This is a genomic window from Mumia sp. zg.B53, assembly GCF_019550935.1.
Classification (GTDB): domain Bacteria; phylum Actinomycetota; class Actinomycetes; order Propionibacteriales; family Nocardioidaceae; genus Mumia.
The window spans coordinates 169,517-190,447 of sequence record NZ_JAHWCK010000001.1 but is presented as its reverse complement, the minus strand read 5'-3'; the positions used below and the strand labels follow the sequence as shown (position 1 = coordinate 190,447).

21 protein-coding genes and 1 riboswitch are annotated in these 20,931 nt (G+C 69.5%); of the genes, 5 read left to right on the top strand and 16 right to left on the bottom strand.

What is annotated here, in order from left to right:
- Window positions 1-6: 6 nt before the first annotated feature.
- The 10 genes from secG to uvrA all read right to left on the bottom strand — a co-directional run bounded on the left by secG (window position 7) and on the right by uvrA (window position 12,187).
- Window positions 7-240 carry a preprotein translocase subunit SecG gene (secG, locus tag KV102_RS00875; protein ID WP_220341565.1) on the bottom strand — a complete coding sequence of 78 codons (234 nt, stop codon included), beginning with the start codon at window positions 238-240 and terminating at the stop codon, window positions 7-9.
- 40 nt (window positions 241-280) lie between these two features.
- Window positions 281-1,087 (bottom strand): triose-phosphate isomerase, encoded by an 807-nt coding sequence (gene tpiA / locus KV102_RS00870; RefSeq protein WP_220341564.1) that lies wholly within the window; start codon window positions 1,085-1,087, stop codon window positions 281-283.
- A 5-nt stretch (window positions 1,088-1,092) separates the two neighbouring features.
- Window positions 1,093-2,283, bottom strand: coding sequence for a phosphoglycerate kinase (gene pgk, locus KV102_RS00865; protein WP_220341563.1), 1,191 nt, complete (start codon window positions 2,281-2,283; stop codon window positions 1,093-1,095).
- Between the two features lie 50 nt (window positions 2,284-2,333).
- Window positions 2,334-3,338, bottom strand: coding sequence for a type I glyceraldehyde-3-phosphate dehydrogenase (gap, locus tag KV102_RS00860; RefSeq protein ID WP_220341562.1), 1,005 nt, complete (start codon window positions 3,336-3,338; stop codon window positions 2,334-2,336).
- A gap of 104 nt (window positions 3,339-3,442) precedes the next feature.
- On the bottom strand, window positions 3,443-4,429 hold the full coding sequence (gene whiA, locus KV102_RS00855; RefSeq protein WP_220345024.1) for a DNA-binding protein WhiA: 987 nt from the start codon (window positions 4,427-4,429) through the stop codon (window positions 3,443-3,445).
- A 169-nt stretch (window positions 4,430-4,598) separates the two neighbouring features.
- The gene (yvcK, locus tag KV102_RS00850; RefSeq protein ID WP_220342487.1) at window positions 4,599-5,507 is read right to left on the bottom strand and encodes a uridine diphosphate-N-acetylglucosamine-binding protein YvcK; all 909 of its coding nucleotides are present in this window, start codon (window positions 5,505-5,507) and stop codon (window positions 4,599-4,601) included.
- Window positions 5,508-5,566: 59 nt separating this feature from the next.
- Window positions 5,567-6,451: an RNase adapter RapZ gene (gene rapZ / locus KV102_RS00845; protein ID WP_308290191.1), complete on the bottom strand. Its 885-nt coding sequence runs from the start codon at window positions 6,449-6,451 to the stop codon at window positions 5,567-5,569.
- The gene (uvrC, locus tag KV102_RS00840; RefSeq protein WP_220345023.1) at window positions 6,448-8,436 is read right to left on the bottom strand and encodes an excinuclease ABC subunit UvrC; all 1,989 of its coding nucleotides are present in this window, start codon (window positions 8,434-8,436) and stop codon (window positions 6,448-6,450) included. The genes rapZ and uvrC overlap by 4 nt, the downstream gene beginning before the upstream one ends.
- 47 nt (window positions 8,437-8,483) lie before the next feature.
- The gene (locus KV102_RS00835; RefSeq protein ID WP_220345022.1) at window positions 8,484-8,948 is read right to left on the bottom strand and encodes a Rieske (2Fe-2S) protein; all 465 of its coding nucleotides are present in this window, start codon (window positions 8,946-8,948) and stop codon (window positions 8,484-8,486) included.
- Window positions 8,949-9,046: 98 nt separating this feature from the next.
- Window positions 9,047-12,187 (bottom strand): excinuclease ABC subunit UvrA, encoded by a 3,141-nt coding sequence (gene uvrA, locus KV102_RS00830; protein ID WP_220345021.1) that lies wholly within the window; start codon window positions 12,185-12,187, stop codon window positions 9,047-9,049.
- 161 nt (window positions 12,188-12,348) lie between these two features.
- Between uvrA and KV102_RS00825 the strand changes: the two genes are divergently transcribed.
- A complete protein-coding gene (locus tag KV102_RS00825) occupies window positions 12,349-13,047 on the top strand; it encodes a maleylpyruvate isomerase family mycothiol-dependent enzyme (protein ID WP_220345020.1) in 699 nt (232 codons plus the stop codon).
- 31 nt (window positions 13,048-13,078) lie between these two features.
- Complete coding sequence (locus KV102_RS00820; protein ID WP_220345019.1) at window positions 13,079-13,732, top strand: MBL fold metallo-hydrolase; 654 nt, start codon at window positions 13,079-13,081, stop codon at window positions 13,730-13,732.
- Between the two features lie 50 nt (window positions 13,733-13,782).
- Here KV102_RS00820 and KV102_RS00815 read toward each other — a convergent pair whose 3' ends face one another.
- The 3 genes from KV102_RS00815 to KV102_RS00805 all read right to left on the bottom strand — a co-directional run bounded on the left by KV102_RS00815 (window position 13,783) and on the right by KV102_RS00805 (window position 14,931).
- Entirely contained in the window at window positions 13,783-14,223 is a 441-nt protein-coding gene (locus KV102_RS00815; RefSeq protein WP_220345018.1) for a GNAT family N-acetyltransferase, read from the bottom strand.
- A 61-nt stretch (window positions 14,224-14,284) separates the two neighbouring features.
- Window positions 14,285-14,431 carry a hypothetical protein gene (locus tag KV102_RS00810; protein WP_220341554.1) on the bottom strand — a complete coding sequence of 49 codons (147 nt, stop codon included), beginning with the start codon at window positions 14,429-14,431 and terminating at the stop codon, window positions 14,285-14,287.
- A 65-nt stretch (window positions 14,432-14,496) separates the two neighbouring features.
- Entirely contained in the window at window positions 14,497-14,931 is a 435-nt protein-coding gene (locus KV102_RS00805) for a hypothetical protein (RefSeq protein ID WP_220345017.1), read from the bottom strand.
- Between the two features lie 137 nt (window positions 14,932-15,068).
- On the opposite strand from KV102_RS00805, the gene KV102_RS00800 reads away from it, so the two are divergent.
- Window positions 15,069-15,977 (top strand): LysR family transcriptional regulator, encoded by a 909-nt coding sequence (locus KV102_RS00800; protein WP_220345016.1) that lies wholly within the window; start codon window positions 15,069-15,071, stop codon window positions 15,975-15,977.
- Between the two features lie 10 nt (window positions 15,978-15,987).
- Here KV102_RS00800 and KV102_RS00795 read toward each other — a convergent pair whose 3' ends face one another.
- Complete coding sequence (locus KV102_RS00795; RefSeq protein WP_220341551.1) at window positions 15,988-16,188, bottom strand: hypothetical protein; 201 nt, start codon at window positions 16,186-16,188, stop codon at window positions 15,988-15,990.
- 190 nt (window positions 16,189-16,378) lie between these two features.
- On the opposite strand from KV102_RS00795, the gene KV102_RS00790 reads away from it, so the two are divergent.
- Window positions 16,379-17,806, top strand: a complete 1,428-nt coding sequence (locus KV102_RS00790) for an APC family permease (protein WP_220345015.1) — start codon at window positions 16,379-16,381, stop codon at window positions 17,804-17,806.
- Window positions 17,807-17,837: 31 nt separating this feature from the next.
- Here the strand turns inward: KV102_RS00790 and KV102_RS19375 are convergent, their stop codons facing one another.
- Entirely contained in the window at window positions 17,838-18,299 is a 462-nt protein-coding gene (locus tag KV102_RS19375) for a transglycosylase family protein (protein WP_220345014.1), read from the bottom strand.
- A riboswitch (cyclic di-AMP (ydaO/yuaA leader) is annotated at window positions 18,300-18,463 on the bottom strand.
- Between the two features lie 147 nt (window positions 18,464-18,610).
- Window positions 18,611-19,624 (bottom strand): TerC family protein, encoded by a 1,014-nt coding sequence (locus KV102_RS00780; protein ID WP_220345013.1) that lies wholly within the window; start codon window positions 19,622-19,624, stop codon window positions 18,611-18,613.
- A 210-nt stretch (window positions 19,625-19,834) separates the two neighbouring features.
- Here KV102_RS00780 and KV102_RS00775 point away from each other — a divergent pair, with 210 nt between their 5' ends.
- The gene (locus tag KV102_RS00775) at window positions 19,835-20,902 is read left to right on the top strand and encodes a hypothetical protein (RefSeq protein WP_220341547.1); all 1,068 of its coding nucleotides are present in this window, start codon (window positions 19,835-19,837) and stop codon (window positions 20,900-20,902) included.
- Window positions 20,903-20,931: the final 29 nt, after the last annotated feature.

Below are 20,931 nucleotides of genomic sequence, written 5' to 3'. Positions count from 1 at the left end.
GCGCGATCAGCTGTAGGTGAAGAGCAGACCGAGTGCCACGCAGCAGATGCCCCAGATCACCGCGGTGCCGACCGTGATGCGGTCGAGGTTGCGCTCGGCCACCGACGAACCGCCGAGGCTGCTCGAGACTCCGCCACCGAACATGTCGGAGAGGCCGCCGCCACGTCCCTTGTGCATGAGCACGAGGACGATGAGCAGCACGCTCGACAGGATGAGCAGGATCGAGAAGGTGAGGATCACGAGGATCGTCCTTTGGTCGCGGCGTACGGTCGGTCGTGGATCAGGCCACGCCCGACAGGTCGGGGAGGTCGTAGAACCGGCAGATGCCGGCGAACTCCTCCGCTTGGAGGCTGGCTCCCCCGACCAGAGCGCCGTCCACGTCGGACTGCGCCATGATCGCAGGCGCGTTCGCGGCCTTCACCGATCCTCCGTACAGGATACGCACCCGCTCGGCAGCCTGCGAAGACCACGTCTTGGCTACCTGCTCGCGGATCGCGGCGCAGACCTCCTGGGCGTCCTCGGGGGTCGCCACCTCGCCGGTGCCGATGGCCCAGACCGGCTCGTAGGCGATGACGGACTCGGCGACCTGGTCGGGCGACAGTCCGGCGAGGGAGCCCTCGACCTGCGAGGTGCTGTGGGCGACGTGGGTGCCCTCCTTGCGGACGTCGAGACCCTCACCCACGCAGACGATGGGCGTCATGCCGGCGTCGAGGGTCTTGAGCGCCTTCGCGGCGACCGTGGCGTCGTCCTCGCCGTGGTGCTGGCGCCGCTCGGAGTGTCCGACGACGACGTAGGAGCAGCCGAGCTTGGCCAGCATCCCGGCCGAGATCTCACCCGTGTAGGCGCCGGCGTCGTGAACCGACACGTCCTGCGCGCCGTAGCGGATCTTCATGCGGTCGCCGTCGACGATCGTCTGAACGCTCCGCAGATCGGTGAACGGCGGGACGACGGCCACCTCCGCCTTGTCGTAGTCGTGCTTCTTGTCCTGGAGCACCCAGGCGAGCTTCTGCACCAGGACGACAGCCTCCTGGTGGTTGAGGTTCATCTTCCAGTTCCCCGCGATCAGCGGGGTGCGCTTGTGCGCCATCGTCGTCAGCCCTCCAGGACCTGCAGGCCGGGGAGGTCGCGGCCCTCGAGGAACTCGAGGGACGCGCCGCCACCGGTCGAGATGTGACCGAACTGCTCGTCGCGGAAGCCCAGGCGCCGCACGGCGGCGGCCGAGTCGCCACCACCGACGACGGAGAGCCCGTCGACCTCGGTGAGGGCTCCGGCGATCGCCTGGGTGCCCGCAGCGAACGCGGGGAACTCGAACACGCCCATCGGACCGTTCCAGAAGACGGTGCGAGATCCGCGGATCTGCCGCGCGAACGCCTCGCTCGACTCAGGCCCGATGTCGAGCCCCATCTGGTCGGACGGCATCGCGTCGGCGGCGACCGTCGTCGGAGGCGCGTCGGCCGAGAACTCGGGCGCCACCACGATGTCCGTCGGGAGCACGATCTCGACCCCCTTCTCTGCGGCGCGGGCGAGGTAGTCCTTGACCGTGTCGATCTGGTCGGCCTCGAGCAGCGAGGCACCCACGCCGTAGCCCTTGGCCGCCAGGAAGGTGAAGACCATCCCGCCGCCGATGAGGAGCGCGTCGGCCTTGTCGATCAGGTTGTCGATCACGCCGAGCTTGTCCGAGACCTTGGACCCTCCCAGGACGACCGCGTAGGGGCGCGCGGGGTCCTCGGTGAGCCGGCTGAGCACGTCGACCTCGGCGAGCACGAGGCCGCCCGCCGCCGACGGGAGCCGCTGCGCGATGTCGTAGACGCTGGCCTGCTTGCGGTGCACCACGCCGAAGCCGTCGGAGACGAACGCGTCGCCGAGCTGGGCGAGCTCGTCGGCGAACGCACCCCGCTCGGCGTCGTCCTTGCTGGTCTCGCCGGGGTTGAAGCGGACGTTCTCGAGGACCGCCACCTGACCGTCACCGAGACCGGCGACCACCTCGTGCGCCGAGGCGCCGACGGTGTCGCCGGCGAACGTCACGTCCTGGCCGAGGAGCTCGGCGAGCCGCAGCGCGACCGGCTCCAAGGAGTAGGCCGGGTCGGCCTTGCCCTTGGGACGGCCGAGGTGCGCCATGACGACGACCTTCGCACCGGCGTCGGCGAGACGCCGGATCGTCGGCACGCTCGCGCGGACACGCCCGTCGTCGGTGATCGTGGTGCCGTCGAGCGGCACGTTGAGATCGCTGCGGACCAGCACGCGCTTGCCGCGCAGGTCGCCAAGGTCGTCGATGGTCTTCACTGTGCTCCCCGGGGAGACGTTGCTCGGATCGGTTCTGGTCGGCGAGACGCTCAGAGCGACTGACCGACGTACGAGGTGAGGTCGACGAGGCGGTTGGAGTAGCCCCACTCGTTGTCGTACCAGCCGACAACCTTGACCTGGTCGCCGATCACCTTGGTCAGGCCCGAGTCGAAGATGCACGAGGCCGGATCGGTGACGATGTCGGTCGACACGATCGGGTCCTCGGTGTAGACGAGGTAGCCCTTCAGCGGACCCTCGGCGGCCGCCTTGACGACGGCGTTGACCTCCTCGACCGAGGTCTCGCGGGGCGCGGTGAACGTCAGATCGGTCGCCGACCCGGTCGGGACGGGGACGCGGAGCGCGTAGCCGTCGAGCTTGCCCTTGAGCTCGGGGAGCACGAGGCTGACGGCCTTCGCGGCACCCGTGGAGGTCGGGACGATGTTGATGGCTGCCGCACGAGCACGACGGAGGTCCTTGTGGGGGCCGTCCTGGAGGTTCTGGTCCTGCGTGTAGGCGTGGATCGTCGTCATGAGGCCACGCACGATGCCCAGGCCGTCGTTGAGCGCCTTGGCCATCGGCGCGAGGCAGTTGGTCGTGCACGAGGCGTTGGAGATGATGTGGTGCGACGCGGGGTCGTACAGGTTCTCGTTGACGCCCATCACGACCGTCAGGTCCTCGTTCTTGGCGGGTGCCGAGATCAGGACCTTCTTGGCGCCGGCGTCGATGTGGGCCTTGGCCTTGGTGGCGTCCGTGAAGAAGCCGGTCGACTCGATCACGATGTCGACACCGAGGTCGCCCCACGGCAGCGCCGACGGGTCGCGCTCCTCGAACGCCTTGATGGTGCGGCCGCCGACGGTGATGGAGCTCTCGTCGTACGAGACGTCCTCCGGGAGCCGACCGAGGATCGAGTCGTACTTGAGGAGGGTTGCGAGGCTCTTGTTGTCGGTCAGGTCGTTGACGGCGACGACCTCGAAGTCAGCCCCCGAGGCCAAGGCGGCCCGGTAGAAGTTGCGGCCGATCCGGCCGAATCCGTTGATACCTACGCGCACGGTCACGACGCTTCTCCTTCGAGGATCACTCATCAGGCACTGGATCTGACGATCACCACGACCCTATCGCGGGGTCCGGACGGCCGCGCACACGGCTTCGGGGCCGTGGATCAGGCGCCGTCGGCCAGCATGTCGTCGGTCAGACAGGCCTCGGTGTCGGGAATGCCGAGGTCCGCCGCCCGCTTGTCTGCCATAGCCAGCAACCGCCGGATCCGGCCCGCGATCGCGTCCTTCGTCAGTGCCGGGTCGTGAAGCTGGCCCAGCTCCTCCAGGCTCGCCTGCTTGTGCTCGACGCGCAACTGGCCGGCGGTGCCGAGGTGGTCGGGCACGTCGTCCCCGAGGATCTCCAGCGCCCGCTCCACGCGTGCGCCGGCGGCGACCGCGGCGCGCGCCGAGCGGCGCAGGTTGGCGTCGTCGAAGTTGGCGAGGCGGTTGGCCGTCGCCCGCACCTCGCGGCGCATCCGGCGCTCCTCCCAGGCGAGCAGGGACTCGTGGGCACCCAGCCGGGTCAGCAAGGCGCCGATGGCCTCGCCGTCGCGGATGACGACACGATCGACTCCCCGGACCTCGCGTGCCTTGCCCTGGATGCCCAGCCGGCGGGCCGCACCCACCAGCGCGAGAGCAGCCTCGGGGCCTGGGCACGTCACCTCGAGCGCCGAGGACCGGCCAGGTTCCGTCAAGGACCCACGAGCGAGGAACGCGCCACGCCAGGCAGCGACCGCGTCACAGGTCGCGCCCGAGACCACCTGCGGAGGCAGGCCGCGGACCGGGCGGTTGGCGGCATCGAGCAGTCCGGTCTGACGTGCCAGGGCGGCACCGTCGCGCGCGACGCGGACGACCCACCGGGTGCCCTTGCGGATGCCAGCACCCTGGAGCACCTGCACCTCGCTGGCGTGCCCGTAGACGTCGGCGATGTCGTTGCGCAGCCGCCGCGCGGCAGCGCCGGTATCGATCTCGGCCTCGACCACGATCGCGCCCGCGACCAGGTGCAACCCACCACCGAACCGCAGCAGCGAGGACACCTCGGCCTTGCGGCAGCACGCCTTGGTGACCGTTGTGCTCGACAGCTCAGACTTCACCTGCGTGGTCATCGCCATGCGCGTACTCCTCTTGATTGTCCTCGCCGGCCCAGACGTGGATCCTCCTGCGCCACTGTACGCGCGCCGCTGGGCGTTCGTGCCCACCTGGAGGGGGGTTCGGGCGCTCGTCGCGGAGCCTCCCGGCCGATGGTCCACGCCCCGCGCGACGTGCTGCTGAGAACTGTCACTAAGTGACCCGCATGATGCGGTCGTACGCCGCCGCGAGACGCAGCGGGTCGTGGCGCGCCGACCCGTCGTCACGCGCCAGCCGGTCGAGGACCAGCTCAGCACCGAGGTCGTCGGCCGCGGCACGGAGGCTGGGCTCGTCCGCCACCGCGTCGCGGTCGGCGAGCACGACGTCGACTCCCAGACGAGGCGCGTGCTCGGCGATCACCTCGAGGTGGCGCTCGGGCGAGAAACCCTCGGTCTCCCCCGGCTGCGCCTCGAGGTTGAGCACGAGCATCCGCTGTGCGGACGTCTCGTGGAGGGCGCGAGACAGCTCGGGCACCAGCAGGTTGGGGATCACGCTCGTGAACCACGATCCGGGACCGACGACGACCCAGTCGGCCTCACGGACGGCGACAGGTGCCGGCGGCGACGCCGGTGGGTCCACCGGCTCCAGCCGGACGCTCACCACGTCACCGGGCGCCGTCGCGACCTCCGCCTGCCCTCGGACGACCGTGAGCCCGCCGTCGCCCTGCCGGACGGTCGCCTCGATGTCCAGAGGGATCGAGCTCATCGGCAGGACGCGGCCGCGCGACCCGAGGAGCCGTCCGATCCAGTCGAGCCCGGCGACGTGGTCGCCGAGCAGGTCCCACAGGCTCACGATGAGGAGGTTGCCCAACGCGTGGCCGCTGAGCTCTCCGCCGGAGTCGAAGCGGTACTGGAGGACCTGGGCCCACGTCTGACCCCACTCGTCCTCACCGCACAGCGCCGCCAGCGCCTTGCGGAGGTCACCGGGCGGCAGGACGCCCAGCTCGGTGCGCAACCGGCCCGAGCTGCCACCGTTGTCGGCGACCGTGACGACCGCCGTGATCTCGCCCGGGAGGTAGCGCAGCGCCGACAGGCTGGCGGCGAGCCCGTGCCCGCCGCCCATCGCGACCACTTTGCGCTGCGTCAGGGGCGAGACGCCCAGACCCCCGCGATGCGGCGCGCTCACTCGCGCCCCAGGTCACGGTGGACGACGAGGGTACGGACGTCGTGCGCGCGCAACCGCTCGCCGAGCGCCTCCGACATCGCGACGCTGCGGTGGCGCCCACCCGTGCACCCGATCGCGATCGAGAGGAACCGCTTGTTCTCGCGGACGAAGCCGTTGGTGAGGGTGGCGAGGAGAGCCTCGTACTGGTCGAGGAACGGGAGGGCGTCGGGCTGTCCGAGGACGTACTCGCTGACCTCGGGATCGAGCCCACTCATCGGCCGCAGGGAGTCGACCCAGTAAGGGTTGGGGAGGAAGCGCATGTCGGCGACCATGTCGGCGTCGACGGGGATGCCGTACTTGAAGCCGAACGAGACGACGGTCGCCCGCAGCGGGTGCAGGTCGGGGTCTTCGAAGGCCGCGGAGACACGGGCAGACAGCTGGTGGACGTTGAGACGCGACGTGTCCACCACGAGGTCGGCCTTGGAGCGCAGGTCGCGCAGCAGCTCGCGCTCGACGCGGAAGCCGTCCAGGAGCCGCCCCTCGGTCCGGAGCGGGTGCGGACGCCGCGCAGCCTCCTGACGACGGACCAGCACCTCGTCCGCGGCCTCCACGAAGATCACGGTCGAGCGCAGCCCTTCTTTGCGGACGCTCTCGAGCGCTCCCTCGAGAGCGGAGAAGAACTGCCGCGACCGGGCGTCGACGACCACGCCGAGACGGGTCGCGGCGTGGTTCTGACCGAACAGGGCGACGGCGTCGCCGAGCAGCTGGGGCGGCAGGTTGTCGACCACGAAGTAGCCGAGGTCCTCCAGCACCTTGGCCACCGTGCTCCGGCCGGCCCCGGTCATGCCCGTCACGAGGACGAGCTCCTCCACCCCGGACGTACTAGTTGCGTCGACGCTCACGACCCCTCCTCGATGATCTCGCCGGTGGTCATGTTGATCGCGGGGGCCGTCGGCGTGGTCCGGTCCCCGGCGAGTGCTTCGACGACAGCGGTCGCCGTACGCGGCCCGAAGCCGGGCACCGCCGCGACCTCCTCGACCGTGGCAGCGCGCAGCTTCTTGAGTGAGCCGAACCGACGAAGCAGAGCCTTGCGGCGGACCTCGCCGAGTCCTGGCACGTCGTCGAGAGCACTCTCCACCATGGTGCGGGACCGCCGCCCGCGGTGGTGGGTGATGGCGAACCGGTGCGCCTCGTCGCGAACGCGCTGGAGGAGATAGAGGCCCTCGCTGGTGCGAGGCAGGATGACGGGGTCGTCCTGCTCGGGGAGCCACACCTCCTCGAGCCGCTTGGCCAGTCCGCACAGCGGGATGTCGTCGACCCCCAGCTGCCGCATCGCGTCGTAGGCCGCTGCGACCTGCGGAGGGCCGCCGTCGACGACGACGAGTCCGGGCGCGTAGGCGAACTTGCGCGGCTTGCCGGTGTCGGGGTCGACCAGCGCCGGCCCCTCGGCCTCGTCGTCGCCCCCGAGCTCCGGTGCGGCGAGGGCAGCACGCTCGTCGAGGTATCGCCGGAACCGCCGGGTGATCGTCTCGTGCATCGACGCCACGTCGTTCTGCCCCTCCACGCCGCGGATGACGAAGCGCCGGTATTCGCTCTTGCGAGGCAGACCGTCCTCGAACACGACCATCGACGCGACGACCTCGGTGCCTTGGAGGTTGGAGATGTCGTAGCACTCGATCCGCAGCGGTGCCTCTGGCAGCGCGAGGGCGACCTGCAGCTCCTCGAGGGCGCGCGTACGGGTCGTCAGGTCGCTCGCCCGCTTGGTCTTGTGGAGGATGAGCGCCTGTCTGGCGTTGCGCTCGACGGTCTCCATCAGGGCGCGCTTGTCACCGCGCTGGGGGACGCGGATCGCGACCCTGCTCCCCCGCTGCTGCGTCAGCCAGTCCGCGACCGCGGCGGCGTCCTCGGGCAGTGTCGGCACGAGGACCTCGCGCGGGATCGCCTCGGCCTGCTCGCCGTCGTACAGCTTCATCATCGCCCGCTCGACCATCTCTCCCGTGCCCGCGTCGTCGGTCTTGTCCGCCACCCAGCCACGCTGACCGCGGACCCGTCCACCACGGACGGAGAAGATCTGCACCCCGACCTCGAGCGGGTCGTCGGCGAGGGCGATCACGTCGGCGTCGGTCCCGTCACCGAGCACGACGGCGTTCTTGTCGAGGGCCTTGCGCAGCGCGTTGATGTCGTCACGGAGTCGAGCCGCCCGCTCGTACTCCTGCTCACCGGCGGCTGCCCGCATGTCTCGCTCGAGCCGCTTGATGTAGGTCGTCGTGTTGCCGGCCAGGAACGAGCAGAAGTCGTCGACGATCTCGCGGTGCTCCTCGGGGCTGACCCGACCGACGCACGGCGCCGAGCACTTGCCGATGTAGCCCAGGAGGCAGGGCCGTCCGATCTGCTCGGACCGCTTGAAGACGCCGTTGGTGCACGAGCGCATCGGGAAGACCCGCAGGAGCAGGTCGACGGTCTCGCGGATCGCCCACGCGTGGCTGTAGGGGCCGAAGTAGCGCACGCCCTTGCGCTTGGCACCCCGCCCGACCATCACCCGGGGGAACTCCTCGTCGAGCGTCACGGCCAACCACGGATAGGACTTGTCGTCGCGGTATTTGACGTTGAACCGCGGGTCGTACTCCTTGATCCACGTGTATTCGAGCTGGAGTGCCTCCACCTCGTTGGAGACGACCGTCCACTCGACGCTCGACGCGGTCGTCACCATCTGCTGGGTGCGCGGGTGGAGGTGAGCGATGTCCTGGAAGTAGGAGGAGAGCCTCGACCGCAGCGACTTGGCCTTGCCGACGTAGACGACCTGCCGGTTGTCGTCGCGGAACCGGTAGACGCCCGGCGCATCGGGGATGGATCCCGGTGCGGGACGGTACGTCGCTGGATCGGCCACAGACAAAGCGTACGAGGCGGCGCCGACACCGGCCGCGGGGCCGGAGGTCAGGCGAGGAAGAGCGTGTCGCCCTCGACGCGGACCTCGCGGGCCTCGAGCGGCTTCTTGGCGGGGCCCCGCTCCACCGACCCGTCCTCGATCGAGAACTCGCTCCCGTGGCACGGGCACACCATCAGGTCGTCGTCGATCTTGCTCACCGCGCAGCCCTGGTGGGTGCAGACGGAGGAGAAGGCCTTGAACTCGCCCTCGCTCGGCTGCGTGACAAGGACGTTCTCGCCTTCGAAGAAGCGTGCGCTGCCCACCGGGACCTCGCTGGTCGCGCCGAGCTCGGTGCCACCCGCAGAGCCTCCACCGGTCGTCGCGCCACCGGCGGGCGGAGCGCTGGTCGTGCTGGAGCCGGACGGCGCGTCCTCGCCCCCGCACGCGGCCAGAAGACCACCAGTCACGGCGACACCTCCCAGGACGCCCACTCCCTGGATCACGGTGCGTCGCTTCATCGTGCCCTCGCTCATCGGTCGGTCCCTTCGTCGGACGTCGTCGTGTCGGTAGAACGTTCAACGGTCTGCCCCCCTCGATGGTGCCCGCTGCTGCACGGGCGTACGGCGAACCGTCAGGAGGTCTTCTTGGCCGCCGTCTTCTTGGCTGCGGCCTTCTTGGCGACCGTCTTCTTCGCCGCGGACTTCTTCGCCGCGGGCTTCTTCACTGTCGACTTCTTGGCCGCTGACTTCGTGGTCGGGGCCCCCTCGGCGGCGGTCTCCAGCGCGGCGGCGCGCGCCGCCGCACGCTTCTCGGCGGCCGACGCCTTCGCGGACGCGGTCCGGCCCGATCCCATACGGATCCGGCCGGGCGTCACGTCGAGCGCCGGCTGGAGGGACGGCTGCTTCGCCTCACGGCCCTCGAGGAGCGGCTTGAGGAAGTGGCCGGTGTAGCTGTCCGGGTGCGCGGCGATGTCCTCCGGCGTGCCCTCCGCGACCAGCGTCCCTCCTCGGTTGCCACCGTCGGGACCCATGTCGATCAACCAGTCGGCCGTCTTGATGACGTCGAGGTTGTGCTCGATGACGATCACGGAGTTGCCCTGGTCGACGAGCCGGCCCAGGACGCCGAGCAGCTTGCGAATGTCCTCGAAGTGCAGACCGGTGGTCGGCTCGTCCAAGACGTACAGCGTGCGGCCGGTCTGGCGCTTCTGGAGCTCGGCGGCGAGCTTGACGCGCTGCGCCTCGCCACCGGACAGCGTCGGCGCGGGCTGACCGAGGCGGACGTAGCCGAGGCCCACGTCCACCAGCGTGTTGAGGTGGCGTGCGATCGCCGGGATCGCCTGGAAGAACTCCTTGGCCTCCTCGATCGGCATGTCGAGGACCTCGGCGACGGTCTTGCCCTTGTAGTGGACCTCGAGCGTCTCGCGGTTGTAGCGCGCTCCGTGGCACACCTCGCACGGGACGTAGACGTCAGGCAGGAAGTTCATCTCGATCTTGATCGTGCCGTCGCCCGAACACGCCTCGCACCGGCCGCCCTTGACGTTGAACGAGAAGCGTCCCTGCTGGTAACCCCTCACCTTCGCCTCGGGCGTCGCGGCGAAGAGCTTGCGCACGTGGTCCCAGACGCCCGTGTAGGTCGCCGGGTTGGATCGCGGCGTCCGGCCGATCGGCGACTGGTCGACGTGGATGATCTTGTCGACCTGCTCGACGCCGGTGATGTCCTTGTGGCGTCCTGGAAGGGTGCGCGCGTTGTGGATCGTCCGGGCGAGAGATGTGTAGAGGATGTCGTTGACCAGCGTCGACTTGCCCGAGCCGGACACGCCCGTCACGGCGACGAGCTGCCCGAGCGGGAACGTGACGTCGATGCCCTTGAGGTTGTGCTCACGCGCGCCTCGCACCACGAGCTCGTGACCCTCGCGTCGCGGGCGGCGCTCGGCCGGTACGGAGATCTCACGACGACCGGAGAGGTAGGCACCGGTGATCGACTCCTCCGACGCGTACAGCTCCTCGACAGGGCCGGAGACGATCACCTGCCCACCGTGCTCCCCCGCACCGGGACCGATGTCGACGGCCCAGTCGGACGCCCGGATCGTGTCCTCGTCATGCTCGACCACGATCAGCGTGTTGCCGAGGTCTCGCAGGCGCACCAGCGTCTCGATGAGGCGGTGGTTGTCACGCTGGTGAAGGCCGATCGACGGCTCGTCCAGGACGTACAGGACGCCGACCAGACCGGCACCGATCTGGGTCGCCAGACGGATGCGCTGCGCCTCGCCGCCCGACAGCGACCCCGCCGCGCGGTCCAGGCTCAGGTAGTCGAGGCCGACGTCGAGCAGGAACCGCAGGCGCTCGTGGATCTCCTTGAGGACGTGCTGGCCGATCTGGCTCTCACGCTCGGACATCTCGAGGTCGCTGAGATATCGGGCGGCCTCCTCGATCGACAGCGCGGACACCTCGGCGATGTTCTTCTCGCCCTGTGTGGCCGAGGCGACGGTGACCCCCAGGATCACAGGCTTGAGCCGCGTGCCACCGCAGGTCGGGCAGGGCACCTCGCGCATGTAGTCCTCGAAGCGCTCCCGCGTGGTGTCGGACTCGGCCTCGGCGTGCCGACGCACGACGTACGGGATGACACCCTCGAAGGAGCTCCAGTACGAGCGCTCGCGCCCGTACCGGTTGCGGTAGTGGACGTGGACCTGCGTCGGGTGTCCCTCGAGCAGCGCCTTGCGGGCTTCTGCCGGCAGCTCCTCGAAGGGAGTGGAGGTCGTGAAGTCGAGCTCCTCGGCCAACGCGTCGATCAGACGGCCGAAGTAGTCGGCGACGTGCGCGGCCGACCACGGAGCGATGGCCCCGTCGTCGAGCGACAGCGAGGGGTCCGGGACCACCAGCTCAGGATCGACCTCCATCCGGGTGCCGAGGCCGGAGCACTCGGGGCACGCGCCGAACGGGGCGTTGAAGGAGAAAGAGCGCGGCTCGAGCTCATCGACGGCGAGGGGGTGCTCGTTGGGGCAGGCCAGCTTTTCGGAGAAGCGGCGCACGCGGCCGGGATCGTCGTCGGGCAGGTCGACGAAGTCGAGCAGGAGGAGCCCGTCGGCGAGGTTGAGCGCGGTCTCGACGGAGTCGGTGATGCGCTGCTGCGAGGTCGGCTTGACGACGAGGCGGTCGACGACGACCTCGATGTGGTGCTTCTTCTGCTTGGCCAGGGCCGGCGGGTCGTCGGCGAGGCTACGGACCTCGCCGTCGACGCGCACCCGGCTGTAGCCCTGCGACTGAAGCTGGCGGAACAGGTCGAGGTATTCGCCCTTGCGGCCCCTGATGACCGGAGCCAGCACCTGGAAGCGGGTGCCCTCCTCGAGCGCCATGATGCGGTCGACGATCTGCTGCGGGGTCTGCTTGGTGATCGCCTCGCCGCACACGGGGCAGTGCGGGTGCCCGATCCGCGCGTACAGCAGACGGAGGTAGTCGTACACCTCGGTGATCGTGCCGACGGTGGACCGCGGGTTGCGCGAGGTGGACTTCTGGTCGATGGAGACCGCCGGCGACAGGCCCTCGATGAAGTCCACGTCGGGCTTGTCCATCTGGCCGAGGAACTGACGCGCGTACGCGGAGAGGCTCTCGACGTAGCGGCGCTGGCCCTCGGCGAAGATCGTGTCGAACGCCAGCGATGACTTGCCGGAGCCGGACAGGCCGGTGAAGACGATCATCGCGTCCCGCGGGAGGTCGAGGGAGACATCCTTGAGGTTGTGCTCGCGGGCACCGCGAATGAGCAGTCGATCTGCCACCTGATCAGCCTTCCTGGAGGTCGCGCGAGTCGAGGAGAAGGGCGCGGACCAGCGCCCGGGCAGCACTCGACCCACGCTTGTAATCGTACCGGCGGGTCCTGACAGGAATGCGTGACGGAATCGGCTGACCAGTCACCGGCCAGGCCTGGCATGGTGATCCCATGGCGACCCCCCACGACGTGATGGACCTGGTGGACTCCCGCACGCGAGACCTCCTGCTCGCGCTCGGCGCACTCGAGGACGCCGACATGCGGGCGCCCAGCCTCCTCCCCGGATGGACCCGCGGCCACGTCGTCACCCACCTGGCCCGCAACGCCGACGCGCTCGTCAACCTGCTCACGTGGGCACGGACCGGGGAGGAGACGCCCATGTACGGCTCCCCCGCCGCTCGTGACGCCGACATCGAGGCCGGCGCCCACCGCGACGCCGACGCGCTCCTGGACGACCTCACGGAGGCGTCGGTGAGATGGATCACCACGGCGCGGCAGCTCCCGGAGGAGGCGTGGGGCCGCACGGTCGTCGCGCGGGGCGGCAAGGAGGTCCCCGGCTCGTGGGTGCCCATGCTCCGGGCGGGCGAGGTGATCGTCCACCACTACGACCTCGACCTCGGCTACACGCCCGAGAAGTGGCCGCAAGGGTGGGTCTCCCTCGCGCTGCACGACGCCACCCGCGGTCTGAGCGACCGCGCTGGGGAGCTGCTCGCCCTGCGGTCGACCGACTCCGGCTTCGGGGTCGGCGACGGCGGTGGGCGTACGGTGTCGGGCACGCAGTCCGACCTCCTCGCGTGGGTGACCCGTGGGATCGTCGGTCCGTCCCTGACCACCGCCGGCGACCTGCCCGAGCTCGGACCGTGGCGTTGAGCCGGCGCCGTACCCGCACCGTGGAGGAACGATGACGTACACCGGCAAGGTCACCGTCGGCGGGACGCCGCACGTCCGCGAGCTCGCCGACCTCATCATCACCAAGGTCGCCGTCGGCCCGATGAGCAACAACGCGTACGTCCTGCGCTGCCGTCACACCGACGAGCAGCTGCTCGTGGATGCGGCGAACGACGCCGACACGCTGCTCGAGGTCGTGGGCGAGGCCGGGCTGTCCACGGTCGTGACCACGCACCGGCACGGCGACCACTGGCAGGCACTGGCCGCGGTCGTGGCGGCGACCGGTGCCAGGACCGTCGCCGGTGCCGACGACGCCGAGGAGATCGGCGTCCCCATCGACGTCGTCGTCACCGACGGGGAGGAGGTCCCCGTCGGACGGTCACGACTCCAGGTCATCCACCTCGTGGGGCACACGCCGGGCTCGATCGCCCTGCTGTTCGACGATCCCGACGGGATGCCGCACCTGTTCACCGGCGACTCGCTCTTCCCGGGCGGGGTCGGCAAGACCGGCTCGCACGACGACTTCGTGACGCTCCTCGGCGACGTCGAGCACAAGGTGTTCGACCAGCTGCCGGACGAGACGTGGTTCTACCCCGGGCACGGCGACGACTCGACGCTCGGCGCCGAGCGGCCCCACCTGGCCCAGTGGCGCGAACGCGGCTGGTAGACGGCCCGGACCCGTCCTGGGACGTCATGGGGGCCTGGTCTCGCAGCCCGTCACAACGACGGGGGGCGTCTCAATTGCTTTCGCATGTGCACGTCATCTCGGCCCAATGTCGGGACCCATTCCCAGCGAAAGATTTCCTCGTACCCCAGGCCCTTGTAGAACGCAGGTGCTTGGAACGTGAAGGAGGTGACGAACACGTGCGTGCAGCCCTTATCCGCAGCCTGACTCTCGAACGCTTCCATCAGCGTGGCGCCGAGACCGGTTCCACGCCGGTCCTCGCGAACCCAGGTCATCCCGATGCCAGCCGCCTGTCCCCAAGTCCAACCCGAGACTCCGGCGATCAACTCACCTTCGTGCTCCGCTTTGACAGTGAGTTCCTCAGGCGGAGTAACGCCAGGGGTCGCGGCAACGTTGAACCGGGTCAGTTCGTCGTTGAGCCGCTGGTCAAGTGCCGCGTCGGCGTTGCCGATCACTATCCGTTCGTCGCGCATGGCGCGACCGTATCGGCACACCTGGACACATCCAGGCATCGGCAGATGAGGGCGTTCGACCTCACCAGTTCTCGGACGGGTCGCCCATGTCGGGGGCGGGGTTCTTGATGCCTGCCGACTGGTTGCGATGCAGGTGGGCGGGGGCCAGGTTGCCGGGGTCTTCCGCGTACTGCGGGTACTGGGACAGCGGGTGCGGGTAGTGGTCCACGGAGAAGGAGTCGGTGTCGTCGTCGCATCTCTGGCTGCACTGGCGCGGCCGCGGCTGGTGAGCGGTCAGGCGGCGACGGGCATGCGCCGCGAGGTGAGGACCGTCAGCTCGTCGACGCTCATCTGCAGCGTCGGGTCGCGCTCGTCCCAGACCTCGTCGAGGACGTGCTGCTCGTACGCGGGTGCGGCGGTGACGACCGGAGCCGCGACAGGGCTGACCTCCGCGGTGGCGGCAGGCTGCAGCGTCGCCTGCTTCTTCGTGAAGATCACCCACAGGGCCTGACCGCCGATCACGACCCAGATGAGGTTCGCCGCGGCGGAGGGCCAGATCCCGTTGAACGCCGCGACCGCCCCCATCAGGCCGGCGCCGAGGAGGTTGGCGGACTGGTAGCGCGCCGAGGCGGCGCTCCAGCGACCGCGGCTGACGAGAAGGTACGCGGCAGCGCCCGCGACTGCGCCGAACCACCCGAGGGCGGTGACAAAGTCGGCGAGGGAGAACATGTGCGGCTCCGAGAGATCGTGCGTGGATGAGGGGATGTCGGCGACCGGATGTCTCACTGCGGCGACCCCCTCAGTGTGCGTCGCGCAAGGGTTAAGCACAATCGACCTATCCTTGATGAGCCGTTTAGTATTGCTAAATGGCCTCCATCGATCCCCGCCGTCTCGCGGTTCTCCTCGCCGTCCACCGCTCCGGCGGCATCCTGGCGGCCGCCGACGAGTTGAACGTCACACCGTCGGCGGTGTCGCAGCAGATCGCACGGCTCGAGTCCGAGGAGGGTCTGGACGTCCTGGACCGCGGTCCACGCGGCGTCACGCTGACCCCCGCCGGCCGCGTCCTCGCCGAGACCGCGGAACGCATCGAGGCGGAGCTGGTCGAAGCCCGCAAGTCGCTCGCGACCCTGAGCGGCGACGTCTCCGGGCGCGTCGCGCTCGGGGCGTTCCAGACGTCCATCCAGGCGATCGTCGGCCCGTCCCTCGGGCAGGTCCGCGAGACCTATCCCGGCATCGAGGTCACCGTCGAGGAGCACGAGCCGGACGACGCCCTCCGCCTGCTCCGGGCCGGCGAGCTCGACCTCGTGCTGGTCGAGCAGGACGAGGAGGCCGTCTCACCGGCGCCGCGCGGGACTCACGACGTGATCCTCCTCGACGAGCCGTGGCGCGCCGTCATCCCCTCCTCGTTCGCCACGCCGACCCAGGCCGCCGACCTCGCGGACGCCCGATGGCTCGGAGCCGAGCCTCAGACGGCCGCGGCACGAGCACTGCAGCGCCTGGCGCGCACGCTGGGAGGGCAGCTGACGATGGTCCACCAGTTCACGAGCTTCGAGACGGCGTACGCCCTGGTGGCCGCCGGGGAGGGCGTGGCCATGGTGGCGGCGCTCGCGCTCCACCAGGACCTTCCCGCCGGCGTCGAGGTGGTCGCGCTCCCGGGACTGGGCTCGCGTCGCGTGATCGCCCGGCACCGGCAGAACCGGCGCGAGCCCGGCCTGGCCGTCTCCGCCGTGGTGGACGCACTGGTGGCTGCGGCGGGGCGGGTGGAGCTCGGCTGAGCCCTACCGGTCACCCGGCGGACGGTCGAGGACCGGCGGGGCGCAGGCGGCTGGCGGACACCCACTGCTCCACCAACGTCCCCTCCCCCTCCTTGCCCGGGACGAACGCGACTCGGGCAACCCAGCCCTGCGACTCGCGACGCCACTCGATCACCAGACCGGGGTAGGCGTCGGACTCGTACCGGCTCAGCGAGACCCAGACGTGCCTCACTCCGCCCCCCTCACGAGGCGGGGCGACGGCACGCTCCTCCTGGCCGTATCGCCTGTTCGCGCCCACGTCGGACAGGATACGCCTTGTTCGAACACGTGTTCGAACCACTCTCTGTGCGTGGGGGGTTGCGGCCGACGCCACGGCGCACGACAGTAAACCCACGCGCTGCCGGCGTACGAGGAGGAGTGTCATGAGCGACACCGGGCCCGGGTCCACGTCGTCCGATCAAGAGGAGGGCCGGCCGACGGAGCTCAGGCGCTTCCTCACCCCCAGGCTCCTCTTGCTGTTCATCGTCGGTGACATCCTCGGCACCGGCGTCTATGCGCTCACCGGGCAGGTGGCGGCCGAGGTCGGCGGCGCGGCGTGGCTGCCCTTCCTCATCGCCTTCGCCATCGCGACCCTGACCGCGTTCTCGTACCTCGAGCTCGTGACGAAGTATCCCCAGGCCGCCGGTGCGGCGCTCTACACCCACAAGGCGTTCGGGATCCACTTCCTCACGTTCCTCGTGGCGTTCGCGGTGCTCTCGTCCGGGATCACGTCGGCCTCGACCGCGTCGCGTGTCTTCGCGCGCAGCCTCGACCAGGGCTTCGGGCTCGACCTGGACAGCAGCGGCATCCTGATCGTGGCCCTGCTGTTCATGGTCGCGCTCGCACTGGTCAACCTCCGTGGGGTCGCCCACGGGATCATCACCAACGTCGTCCTCACCGTGGTCGAGCTCTCCGGGCTCCTGCTGGTCCTCCTCGTCGGCATCTGGGCGGTCGTCGAGGGAAACGCCGACTTCTCCCGCGTCGTCGCGTTCGACACGCCCGAGGACAAGAACGTCTTCCTCGCTGTCACCACGGCGACGTCGCTGGCGTTCTTCGCGATGGTGGGCTTCGAGGACTCGGTCAACATGGCGGAGGAGACGAAAGACCCCGTCTCGACCTTCCCGCGGATCATGCTGACCGGGTTGTCGATCACGGGACTCATCTACGTTCTCGTCTCGATCACCGCCGTTGCGCTCGTCCCGATCGGCCGGCTCGCCGCGACGGAGACGCCCCTGCTCACCGTCGTCGAGCTCGGCGCCCCCAACCTCCCGATCGACGAGATCTATCCGTTCATCACGATGTTCGCCGTCGCCAACACGGCGCTCATCAACATGCTCATGGCCAGCCGGCTCCTCTACGGCATGGCCAGGCAGCACGTGCTGCCACCGGCGCTGGCCCACGTCGGTCGCCGGCGGCAGACGCCATGGGTCGCGATCCTCTTCACGACCCTCCTCGCCCTGGGGCTCATCACCTACGTGTTCAACGCGAGCGAGGACGCCGTCGCCACCCTCGGCGGCACCACCGCACTCCTCCTGCTCGCGGTCTTCACGATCGTCAACGTCGCGGTGCTGGTGCTGCGCCGCGACCGCGTCGACACCCGCCACTTCGTCGCGCCGACCGTCATCCCGGTGGTCGCCGCCGTCGTCTCGCTCTATCTCGTGACGCCACTGTCGGGTCGTGACACCGAGCAGTACGAAGTTGCGGGACTGCTGCTGGGCCTGGGAGTGGTGCTGTGGGTGATCACCTGGATCATCAACCGCGCGTTCTACGCCGAGCGCACCTACGTGAAGGACCCCGCCGAGCTCGACTGAGCCCGACGGGGTCCGCGGTGAGGCGGGTGGCTCACCAGAACTTCTTGCGCCACCAGCGCGGGAAGTATCCGATGGCGCCCTTCTTGGCGACACGGTCGCTCTTGGCGAAACCCTGCCACTTCTCACGCTTGTGCTTGGTCGTCAGGCCGAGCTTGCGGGTGCAGCCTGGCCATGCGCCCCACCCTTGCCGCCTGAGGACCTTCTCCGCGACCGCGATCTGCTCGCGGCGCTTGGCCTTGTAGGCGGTCGACGCATACTTCTTGCCGCCGTACGACCGCCAGGTTCCTGGGTTGAACTGCAGACCACCGTGGTAGCCGTTTCCGGTGTTGATGTGCCACCGACCTCCCGCCTCGCACTTGGCGAGGCGCTCCCAGGTCCGGTCCTTGGCCGCACTGGCGGGCGTGCTGGTGAAGACCAGCAGACCGGCGACCAGACCCATGAGGGCGAGCGTGGTGGCGACGCCGCGCTTGGCGACGTGAAGGGCGTTGTTCATGTGTTCCTTCACAACGCCTGTGGGGTTAGCTGTCGGGTTCGGGCCGAAGGTGCCCTGCCGATCACGGACGAGTCCGCGACCGGGCTTCACCCCAAGGAGCCGTGGCTCCGGAATTGGGTTCCCCACTCCTGTCCGTCATGTTCGTGGTTCGCCGGCCCCCGTTGACCGACCCTCCGGGGTAGGTCTCGCCCGCGGACAGGATTCGGCGTCGAGCAAGACCTCAGTCAGACTAACCCACATAATCCGGACAACAAGCCCAGGCGGTCCGCAAGCCACCTATAGCGGACTGGCGGACCCCGGGCGGACGACGATCAGCGCGGCGGGACGTCCTCGCGCTCGTCGGGCCGCTTGGGCTGCGGCTGGTGGCGGGTCTTCCACAGGCTGGCGGCCGCGGTCAGGGCCAGGACCACGATGATCACCGCGAGGCTCATCAGCGTCGGGATCTCCGGCACGTCGAGGTGCTCGCCGTTGTTGATGAACGGGAGCTCGTTGGTGTGCAACGCGTGGAGGACGAGCTTGACGCCGATGAAGGCGAGGATCACGGACAGGCCGAGCGACAGGTACACCAGACGCTGGAGCAGCCCGCCCAGCAGGAAGTAGAGCTGGCGCAGACCCATGAGCGCGAAGATGTTCGCCGTCAGGACGAGGTACGGCTCCTTGGTGATGCCGTAGATCGCCGGGATCGAGTCCAGAGCGAACAGCAGGTCGGTGGTGCCCAGGGCCAGGATCACGAGGAACATCGGCGTCAGGAACCGCTTGCCGTCGATGTGCACGGTCATCTTCATGCCGTGGAACTCGTCGGCGACGCTGAAGTGCCGCTCGGCGAACCGCACGACGGCGTTGTCACCGGCCTCCTCGTCGTCGTGGTTGCGATAGCTCTTGACCAGTCCGTACGCCGTGTAGACGAGGAAGAGACCGAAGATGTAGAAGACCCAGCTGAAGTTGTTGATCGCCGCGGCACCGAGACCGATGAAGATCCCACGGAAGATCAGGGCGAGGATGATCCCGATCATCAGCGCCTCTTGCTGATAGACCCTGGGCACCTTGAAGCTCGCCATGATGATGATGAAGATGAACAGGTTGTCCACCGAGAGGCTGTACTCGGTGAGCCATCCGGTGAAGAACTCCAGGCCGTACTGACCGCCGTGGAAGCCCGTCACCCAGATGCCGAACGCGACCGCGAGTCCGACATAGATGGTGAGCGCGACCCCGGCTTCCTTCATCGACGGCTCGTGGGGCCTGCGCGCGATCACGACGACGTCGAACAGGAGCACGGCGACGGTGACGCCGATCGTGATCCACCACTCGAGGGGTGTGACGTTCATACGGTTCGGTTCCTCCGGTCGGATGGGTTGTCTGGCCGGAGGTCTCTTCCGCCGGGCCGGCGCGAGGAGCACCTGACACGGCTCGACCCGCCGGGCCAGCGCGCTGGCCGTGATGACGACGGGTCGACGAAAGGAATACTCCCCTCCCTGCGCCATTGTGCCAGAGGCCGCCCCGGGTGCTCGTGTCGCAGACCTCGCTAGGCTCGCGCCGTGGCAGTGAGACACGTAGGCCTGGTGGGCACGCTGACGAGCCCCGGCGCGAGGCGGGCTCTGCTGCGCCGAGGCACGAGGTCGACCATCCCCGAGGTGCTCGACACCGCCCCTCTCCAGGCTCGCGAGGTCGAGGTGCCGGGACAGGCCGCGGCGTACGGATTCACCTGGGAGCGCCCCGATGCCGACACCGAGGACTGGTACCCCCAAGGCGTCACCACCTCCGCGGACGCGACCGCCGGGGACGCACCCGGCGGCACCGGAGGGCGCGACGTCGTCGCCGTCAGCTGGTACGCCCACCACCACGCACGACGCAACGGCGCCCGGCTGACCTTCGTCGACCTCGCGACGCTGCGCTACCAGCACGTGCTCCTGGTCAGGGCGCGACGAACCCCCTGGGGCGTCCGTGCGCGGCCCGTCCCGACCCATGCCGGCGGCATCGCCTGGTACGGCCCGTACCTGTACGTGGCCGCGACCCGCGCGGGCATCTACGTCGTGCGGATCGACGACCTGCTCCGCCTGCCCGACGGCGCTCGCGGCGGGCCCTCGAGGCGGCTGGGTTACGAGCTGGTCCTGCCGGTGTTCGCGAAGCTGTCGGCGTGGAGCCGCGACGACGGCAGCCGGCTGCGCTACTCCTTCTTGTCGATCCAGCACGGCAGCCCGGAGGACGGCAGCCCAGCGTCCCTCGTCGTCGGTGAGTACGGCGGGGTCGGAAAGACCCAGCGGCTCTGGCGGTTCCGGCTGGACCCGCGCACGCACCTGCCCGTTCGAGATCCTGACACCGGACGACTGACACCCGACGAGCTCCATCCGGAGCAGGCCGCCAGGATGCAGGGAGCGACCGCCATCGACGGCACGTGGTACGTGACCACGAGCCAGGGCCGGGGCAACAACGGCGACCTGCTCGTCGGCAGACCGGGCGCGTTCCGACGGCACAAGAAGGTGCTCCCGACGGGGTGCGAGGACATCGCCGCGTGGCCGCAGCAGCGGAGGCTGTGGTCGGTGACCGAGTGGCCCGGGATGCGGTGGGTGTACGCCGTCGATGCGGATGCGTGGGAGGGACCGTAGGCCCGCGGGGTGGCGCGGGCCGTCCGGCC

Coding starts and splice junctions, on each gene's coding strand:
- tpiA (WP_220341564.1), bottom strand. CDS start 1,087: ATGGCGCACAAGCGCACCCCGCTGATCGCGGGGAACTGGAAGATGAAC.
- whiA (WP_220345024.1), bottom strand. CDS start 4,429: ATGGCGATGACCACGCAGGTGAAGTCTGAGCTGTCGAGCACAACGGTC.
- yvcK (WP_220342487.1), bottom strand. CDS start 5,507: ATGGGCGGCGGGCACGGGCTCGCCGCCAGCCTGTCGGCGCTGCGCTAC.
- KV102_RS00835 (WP_220345022.1), bottom strand. CDS start 8,948: ATGAGCGAGGGCACGATGAAGCGACGCACCGTGATCCAGGGAGTGGGC.
- KV102_RS00825 (WP_220345020.1), top strand. CDS start 12,349: ATGGCGACCCCCCACGACGTGATGGACCTGGTGGACTCCCGCACGCGA.
- KV102_RS00820 (WP_220345019.1), top strand. CDS start 13,079: ATGACGTACACCGGCAAGGTCACCGTCGGCGGGACGCCGCACGTCCGC.
- KV102_RS00815 (WP_220345018.1), bottom strand. CDS start 14,223: ATGCGCGACGAACGGATAGTGATCGGCAACGCCGACGCGGCACTTGAC.
- KV102_RS00805 (WP_220345017.1), bottom strand. CDS start 14,931: ATGTTCTCCCTCGCCGACTTTGTCACCGCCCTCGGGTGGTTCGGCGCA.
- KV102_RS00800 (WP_220345016.1), top strand. CDS start 15,069: ATGGCCTCCATCGATCCCCGCCGTCTCGCGGTTCTCCTCGCCGTCCAC.
- KV102_RS00790 (WP_220345015.1), top strand. CDS start 16,379: ATGAGCGACACCGGGCCCGGGTCCACGTCGTCCGATCAAGAGGAGGGC.
- KV102_RS19375 (WP_220345014.1), bottom strand. CDS start 18,299: ATGAACAACGCCCTTCACGTCGCCAAGCGCGGCGTCGCCACCACGCTC.
- KV102_RS00780 (WP_220345013.1), bottom strand. CDS start 19,624: ATGAACGTCACACCCCTCGAGTGGTGGATCACGATCGGCGTCACCGTC.